This is a genomic window from Pantoea sp. C1E2, from assembly GCF_056491465.1.
Map to the genome: position 1 here is coordinate 945,543 of NZ_JBSZHT010000004.1, position 6,426 is coordinate 951,968.

Annotated in this window: 8 protein-coding genes; 6 read left to right on the forward strand and 2 right to left on the reverse strand. The window is 54.1% G+C overall.

The window, feature by feature from the left end; all coding sequences use genetic code 11:
• Window positions 1-114: 114 nt before the first annotated feature.
• From ACXI0A_RS25890 to ACXI0A_RS25915, 6 genes are read left to right on the forward strand one after another with little or no spacing between them, the layout of a single operon-like run.
• Window positions 115-906 (forward strand): COG4705 family protein, encoded by a 792-nt coding sequence (locus ACXI0A_RS25890; protein WP_479485307.1) that lies wholly within the window; start codon window positions 115-117, stop codon window positions 904-906.
• A 19-nt stretch (window positions 907-925) separates the two neighbouring features.
• Window positions 926-1,552, forward strand: a complete 627-nt coding sequence (locus tag ACXI0A_RS25895) for a VTT domain-containing protein (protein WP_476146046.1) — start codon at window positions 926-928, stop codon at window positions 1,550-1,552.
• Complete coding sequence (locus ACXI0A_RS25900) at window positions 1,549-2,217, forward strand: response regulator (protein ID WP_476146044.1); 669 nt, start codon at window positions 1,549-1,551, stop codon at window positions 2,215-2,217. Before ACXI0A_RS25895 ends, ACXI0A_RS25900 begins: the two co-directional genes overlap by 4 nt.
• A complete protein-coding gene (locus ACXI0A_RS25905) occupies window positions 2,193-3,533 on the forward strand; it encodes an ATP-binding protein (protein WP_476146042.1) in 1,341 nt (446 codons plus the stop codon). Before ACXI0A_RS25900 ends, ACXI0A_RS25905 begins: the two co-directional genes overlap by 25 nt.
• Before the next feature lie 20 nt (window positions 3,534-3,553).
• On the forward strand, window positions 3,554-4,162 hold the full coding sequence (locus ACXI0A_RS25910) for a phosphatase PAP2 family protein (RefSeq protein WP_476146040.1): 609 nt from the start codon (window positions 3,554-3,556) through the stop codon (window positions 4,160-4,162).
• A gap of 19 nt (window positions 4,163-4,181) precedes the next feature.
• The gene (locus tag ACXI0A_RS25915) at window positions 4,182-4,943 is read left to right on the forward strand and encodes a phosphatase PAP2 family protein (RefSeq protein WP_476146038.1); all 762 of its coding nucleotides are present in this window, start codon (window positions 4,182-4,184) and stop codon (window positions 4,941-4,943) included.
• A gap of 209 nt (window positions 4,944-5,152) precedes the next feature.
• Here ACXI0A_RS25915 and ACXI0A_RS25920 read toward each other — a convergent pair whose 3' ends face one another.
• Window positions 5,153-5,440, reverse strand: a complete 288-nt coding sequence (locus ACXI0A_RS25920; protein WP_476146036.1) for a hypothetical protein — start codon at window positions 5,438-5,440, stop codon at window positions 5,153-5,155.
• 106 nt (window positions 5,441-5,546) lie between these two features.
• Window positions 5,547-6,426, reverse strand: an 880-nt coding sequence (locus ACXI0A_RS25925; RefSeq protein WP_479485308.1) for a heavy metal sensor histidine kinase, incomplete at its 5' end; no start/stop codon positions are given.

Consider the following 6,426-nt stretch of genomic DNA (forward strand, 5'->3'; position numbering starts at 1 on the left):
ACATTAAGAAAGAGATTCATTTATTCATTTTTCAGAAAAAGATAATCACAAGCGGGAAAACTATTTTTTCCTTTTAAGGGAGATTTAAGTTTACCCGGTCATCATGAGCGTAATATGTTGACGGGGACACCGATCATGACTGACACCTTCTCAGAATTAAAAGCGAAAGTACCGCAAGCCACCTTGTTGTTTTGGGTGCTAAAAATGATGTCAACGACGGTAGGTGAAACCGGCGCTGACTGGATCAACTTTGGGCTGGGCTTTGGGCTTACCGGCACTTCCCTTATTTCTGCGCTGCTGTTTTTATGCATCCTGCTATTTCAACTGCGCGCACCGCGATATATCCCATGGCTTTATTGGCTGACTGTATTAATGGTGAGCATTACCGGTACTTTACTCACTGACTATTTGACCGATCAAATGCAGGTGCCGCTGCTCTATTCGGTAGCGATGTTTGGATCGGGCCTGGTGATGGTGCTGATGTTCTGGCATCGCACCGAAGGTACGCTGGAATTCTCATCCATCAATACCAAAGGGCGTGAAATCTATTACTGGCTTGCCATTATGATCACCTTCGCGTTTGGTACGGCGCTGGGTGATGCGTTAGCGGAAAGATTATCGCTCGGTTACCTGACTACCACCCTGTTGTTTGCGGTGCTGATCGCGGCGACTGCGGCGCTCTGGCGTATCGGCAGGCTCAGCAGCGTGACCTGTTTCTGGACGGTTTATGTTCTGACGCGCCCCTTAGGAGCCTCCCTCGCCGATTTGTTCTCTCAACCGATCAAAGAGGGCGGATTGGGTTACGGCACCACGCCGGTCAATATTATTTTCCTGCTCGCGATGGCGATATTAATCGGCGCATCAACGCTCTACGGCCACTCTTCGCGCCAGATATCCAAACTCTAACCCGATCAGGAATGAAAATATGCTTCAGCATCTGATGGATTTTCTCTCGGGCAGTCACCTGATTGCCCTGGTTAACGCCGACCCGTTGTGGGTGGTGGCGATCGTTGCGGTGATTATTTTATGCGAAACCGGCTTAGTCATCGTGCCGTTTCTGCCGGGTGATTCGTTATTGTTCACCGTAGGTGCCTTTTTACCGGCCACCTCTCTTTCACCCTTCACGGTGATCGCCTTGTTAACCGTTGCGGCTTTTATCGGCGATACGCTTAATTACCATATTGGCAAAGGTGCGGTGGGGCGGTTTATTTTACGGCGCCAGTGGCTGAAAGTTCAGCATCGTGAAAAGACGGAAGCCTTCTTTCGCAAATATGGCGCTGCCACCGTGTTTATCGGTCGCTTCGTGCCGATTGTGCGGACGTTCGCGCCGTTTATTGCCGGCCTCTCTTCCATGCCCCGTTCGACATTCTTGCTGTGGAACCTCGCCGGTGGCCTGGCCTGGTGTGGCGGTTTTATTGCGCTCGGTTATTTCCTTGGCGATATGCCCTGGGTACGCGATCACCGTGAGTGGCTGGCGCTCGGCATTATTGGCGTTTCACTGCTGCCGGTGCTGACTGCGGTGATACGTCCTGTTCAGCAGGAAGAGTCATGAGAGTGCTGCTGGTCGAGGATGACCGTATGATCGGGGATGCGGTGTATGCGGCGCTAAAGGATGCCGCCTACGCCGCCGACTGGGTTCGTGATGGCGAACAGGCGCTGCTGAGTCTGGCCACGCACAGCTACGATTTAGTGCTGCTCGATCTGGGTTTACCGCGTCGTGATGGTGTGGAAGTGCTGAAACAACTGCGTCTGCAGGGCAACCAGGTGCCGCTACTGATCGTTACCGCGCGCGATGCACTGGAAGATCGCCTGAATGGCCTGGACGCGGGTGCCGACGATTATGTGCTCAAGCCCTTTGCCATGAGTGAACTGTTGGCGCGTGCGCGTGCGGTGATGCGGCGCAAAGCAGGCAATGCCGCGCCGCTGATGAGCAATGGTCTGTTTACACTGAACCCGGCGACCCGCCAGGTGTGCCATTTGCAACGTGACGAAACCCACACGTTGTCGGCTCGTGAGTATGCGTTGTTGCAGGCGCTGATCGCCCAGCCCGGTCAGATTTTTTCGCGCAGCGAGTTAGAGAGCAAAATCTACGGCTGGGGCGAGGAAGTTGAGAGCAACGCGATTGAGTATTTCATTCACTCGCTGCGGAAAAAGCTCGGTAGCGATGCGATTCAGAACGTGCGGGGCGTGGGATGGAAAGTCTCAAAAGACGCCTGAGTGAATCCGTGCAGTTGCGGTTGTCGCTGGTGCTGTGTGTCGCCGTTGGCAGCATCGCCTTTCTCAGCGGCGTGCTGGGCTTTCTCTCTGCGTGGGATGAAGCACATGAGTTGCAGGATTCGTCGCTGCAGCAAATCGCCAGCCTCGCCAAAGACGGCATGCTGACGCCCGGCAACAGCAGTTTCATTAGTCCACCGCTACAGGATGAAGAAGCCTCACGCATTGTGGTGCACTTCATCATGCCTGAAGCTACGCCAGCCGCTGATTTTCCGCTGCCCGCGCAACTGGATGCAGGCTTTCATACCCTGAAAGTGAATCAACAAAGCTACCGCGTGCTGATAGAAAATATGGCGGGTGGCGTACGCGTCGCGGTGGCACAGCGTGCCTCCGTGCGGGAAAACGTCGCCCTTTCTTCGGCGCTGCGCACACTGGTGCCGTTTGGCATTCTGTTCCCAGTATTGCTGTATCTGATCGCCGATCTGGTGAAGAAAATATTCAGACCCATCAAACAGTTGGCCGCAGAGGTCGATCAGCAGCGCGACAGTGCCGCGATGTCGCTGAAGGGTGCAACGATTCCCCGTGAAATCCAGCCTTTTATCACGGCGATCAATCGTCTGCTGCAACGCTCTTCTGACGCTATCACCTTGCAACGACGCTTTGTCGCCGATGCCGCTCACGAACTGCGATCCCCGTTAACCGCGCTGATGCTGCAATCCGAGCGGCTGGCAAGCAGCGAACTGCCGCCGGAGAGCCAGCATCGGCTGCGCGATCTACGTGCCGGTATGGAACGTGGCAGCTGGCTGGTGGAACAACTGCTGACCTTAAGCCGCGCCCAGAGCGGGGAAGCGGTGGCACTGCCGCCAGTCGAGCGCACACAAGTGTTTGCGGTGGTAAAACAGGTGCTTTCCGATCTGCATCCGTTAGCGGAGCACAAAGCCCAGGATCTGGGGGTGCTCAGCATCAGTGATGCGGTGGTGAGAGTTCGCCCCTCTGATCTCTATACCGTGCTGCGCAACCTGTTGCACAACGCCATTCAATACACACCAGAAGGCGGATGCATCGATATGGCTATCGAACAGCATCATGGCCAGGTGTTGATCACCGTCGAAGATTCCGGCCCCGGTATTCCCGCGGATAAACACACGCGAGTGTTTGACGCTTTTTATCGCATGGAAGGCAATGACGCCAACGGCTCAGGCTTAGGTCTGTCGATTGTCCACGCCATGTTGGTTCGTATGCAGGGTGAGGTGGTACTCGCTCCCGCCTCGCGCTTCCCATCAGGTTTAAAGGTAAGTGTTTCCCTGCCACTGGCTTAATTGATTACAAGGAGATAGCGATGTTTCTGACATCTGAGAACGCGGAAAATATTAACGATACGGTTTTTCTGCTGTTAAATGCGCCAGCACATGCATCGACGGCAATGCTGAGTGTTGGCAATGCCTGCGCGTCGTGGCTGATATTTATCTACCCACTGGCGTTGCTGGTTTATTGGTTTAGTTTCAACCGCAATCATCAACAGGTGGCGTTGTCTGCTTTATTGACGTCACTAATAGCTTTGAGTATCAACGTGATGATCGGGGATTTCTTCCCTCATCCACGGCCCTTTATGGTGCCGATCGGCCACACCTTTATTTCCCACGTCGCAGACGCTTCATTCCCCAGCGATCATATGACCCTGGCCTGCGCAATCGCCTTTAGCTTGTTCTTTAGCCAACGACTGATTTTCGGTGCCGTGTTGCTGGTGATGAGTGGCTTTATTGCCTGGGGCCGTATCTATATGGGCGTGCATTTCCCTGGCGATATGCTGGGTTCGGTGCTGGTGGCATTAGGTTGTGCGTTCGCCATTAATAAAGCGGAACCGCTGCTGACGCCGTTGTTCGATAAACTCAGTAATCTGAATGCTTATTTATTCGGTTATTTAAAGCTCACGCGCGCCAAACATTAATCTGAGGGTAAATAAACCGATGCGATTTTTAACGCGCCCTTATCTCGCGCTGATGATCTGTTGTGCGTCATTGTTTGCTATTCCGCTGTTTGCCTGGGGCATTCACTGGAGCTGGAATGCCAACGATCAGTCCGCGCTATTATGGTGGTTTTATCTGCTGACGCAGACCGTGAGTAAACCTTTTGGCTTTATCACTTCGGCGTTAATGCTGTTTGTTTTGATTTATACCTTAAACATTCGCCGGGGAGAGTGGCTTAAATTTGCGCTGGTGATGTTGTTGCCAGTGATTGTCGGGCAAGTGGCGGTGAGTGAAATTAAAAAGACCAATCAGGAGCCGCGGCCCTATGTGGTGTGGTTGAGTCAGACGGACACTGAGATCGATCGCCACTTTTACCAGGATGATCCTGCCCAGCGGCAGCAGCTGATTACCCAGCGGCTGGCTAATAACCCCCAGATTCCGGATTGGCAGAAGCAGCATTGGCTGCAGCAGGTCGATCCGGCTTTTCCTTCCGGGCACACGATTTTTGCTGCCACCTGGGCATTAATGGCGGTGGCGCTGCTGGTGGCGCGGGGGAAGTGGCTGCTGGCGGGGGTGGTGATGTTATGGGCGTATGGTGTGATCATCAGTCGTCTGGCGCTGGGTATGCACTGGCCGGGGGATCTGTTTACGTCGATTATGATTGCGCTGTACTTGAGTTTGCCGGCGGTGTGGTGGTGGTTGCGGTGGCGGAGTGCGGGCCTTAACGCCTCTGCGACTGCCGGGCCGCCCTCGCGCCGCTAGCGCGGTGCCTTCAGCTGTCACGTCGTGCCAACGGAACGTTCGGGTAAGGCCGTCCTGGCCAACCCGAACTGCCTTGCGCATCCATGCGCCAGGCTCCTGGCCCAACGTAAAAGCCTCAGCGCTGCGGATAGCCCTTGCAGCCGCAGAGGCGTTATGGCCATTAGCATCGAGCCCTTTTTAGCTAAACTTACTCAAGCTATTGAGTAAATTTATTGCTGTTGATAAACAGGTGAATGCACCGATTTATCGGTCAGGGGATGTTGCTGACTGTCATTATCAAAATGACGGGGTTGATCCTCATCTCCCATATTAATTTTCCGCTCGCCGAGATCGAAAGGATAATTCTCGTACAGTTTATTTGGTGTGCCGGGATGCCAACTGGCGGGGGTTAATAGCCAGGTATTGGCGGTGCGTTCGACACCCATATTGGCTTCAACCTGGGTAACGGCCAGCAGGGAAAACGCGGCTAAGAGAATCGTTACGAGTTTCTGTTTCATGGTGGTCACCTTGTGGTTAATAACAACGGTTGTGTTGATAGCGTTATTTTCTCACTGTGGCGGTGACCACACTCAAACCTGAAGATGACAATTTTGACAGGCGATATTATTGCGGAATCGAGAAGGTAAAGGTGCTGCCTTTGCCGAGCGTGCTGATGACCGCCACTTTACCGCCGTGCAACTCCGCGATGGTTTTCACAATCGCCAATCCCAGGCCGGTATTTTCGGTACTGGTGCGTGAAGGATCGGCACGATAAAAACGCTCAAACAGATGTGGAAGATGTTCGGGTTCGATGCCTTCACCATTATCCTGCACGCTAAAATGCAGCCAGTGAGGCTCGCGGATGGCGCGCAGCGTAATTTCGCCTCCTGCGGGGGTGTAATGCAAAGCGTTGGAGATAAGATTGGAGATGGCACGTTGAAAATGCAGCGGATCGGCAGAGAAGGATTCGTCGCCTTGCTGCGTTAACCTGATGTTTTTCTCTTCGGCCAGAATATCGTAAAAGCCAATCAGGCGACGGAACTCATTGGCGCTGCTCAGCTGCTCTTTTTTCAGCGGCTCACGGCTGTTATCGGCGCGGGCCAGGAACAGCATCGAGGAGACGGTGCGCGACAGTCGTTCACCTTCTTCCACTATCGCCTCTAAGGTATCCTGATAATCCGCCGCACTGCGCGGTTGATTCAGGGTCACGCTGGCCGCTGAAATCAAATTATTGATCGGTGCGCGCAGCTCATGCGCGAGGTCGGAAGAGAAGCGCGTCAACTGGGCAAAGGAGGCTTCCAGCCGGGTTAACATGCTGTCGAATGAAGAGGCCAATACCACTAATTCTGACGGCCAGCGCTCGGTGGCCAGGCGCGTGTGCAACTCTTCCACGTTGATGGTTTCAATCTGGCGGCTGATCACCCGCAGCGGGCGCAAGCCTCGACGCGCCAGACCATAGCCGCAGGCGGCAAACAGCAGGATCGCCAGCGCAGCAGCGATCTGC

Coding starts and splice junctions, on each gene's coding strand:
- ACXI0A_RS25890 (WP_479485307.1), top strand. CDS start 115: ATGTTGACGGGGACACCGATCATGACTGACACCTTCTCAGAATTAAAA.
- ACXI0A_RS25895 (WP_476146046.1), top strand. CDS start 926: ATGCTTCAGCATCTGATGGATTTTCTCTCGGGCAGTCACCTGATTGCC.
- ACXI0A_RS25900 (WP_476146044.1), top strand. CDS start 1,549: ATGAGAGTGCTGCTGGTCGAGGATGACCGTATGATCGGGGATGCGGTG.
- ACXI0A_RS25905 (WP_476146042.1), top strand. CDS start 2,193: ATGGAAAGTCTCAAAAGACGCCTGAGTGAATCCGTGCAGTTGCGGTTG.
- ACXI0A_RS25910 (WP_476146040.1), top strand. CDS start 3,554: ATGTTTCTGACATCTGAGAACGCGGAAAATATTAACGATACGGTTTTT.
- ACXI0A_RS25915 (WP_476146038.1), top strand. CDS start 4,182: ATGCGATTTTTAACGCGCCCTTATCTCGCGCTGATGATCTGTTGTGCG.
- ACXI0A_RS25920 (WP_476146036.1), bottom strand. CDS start 5,440: ATGAAACAGAAACTCGTAACGATTCTCTTAGCCGCGTTTTCCCTGCTG.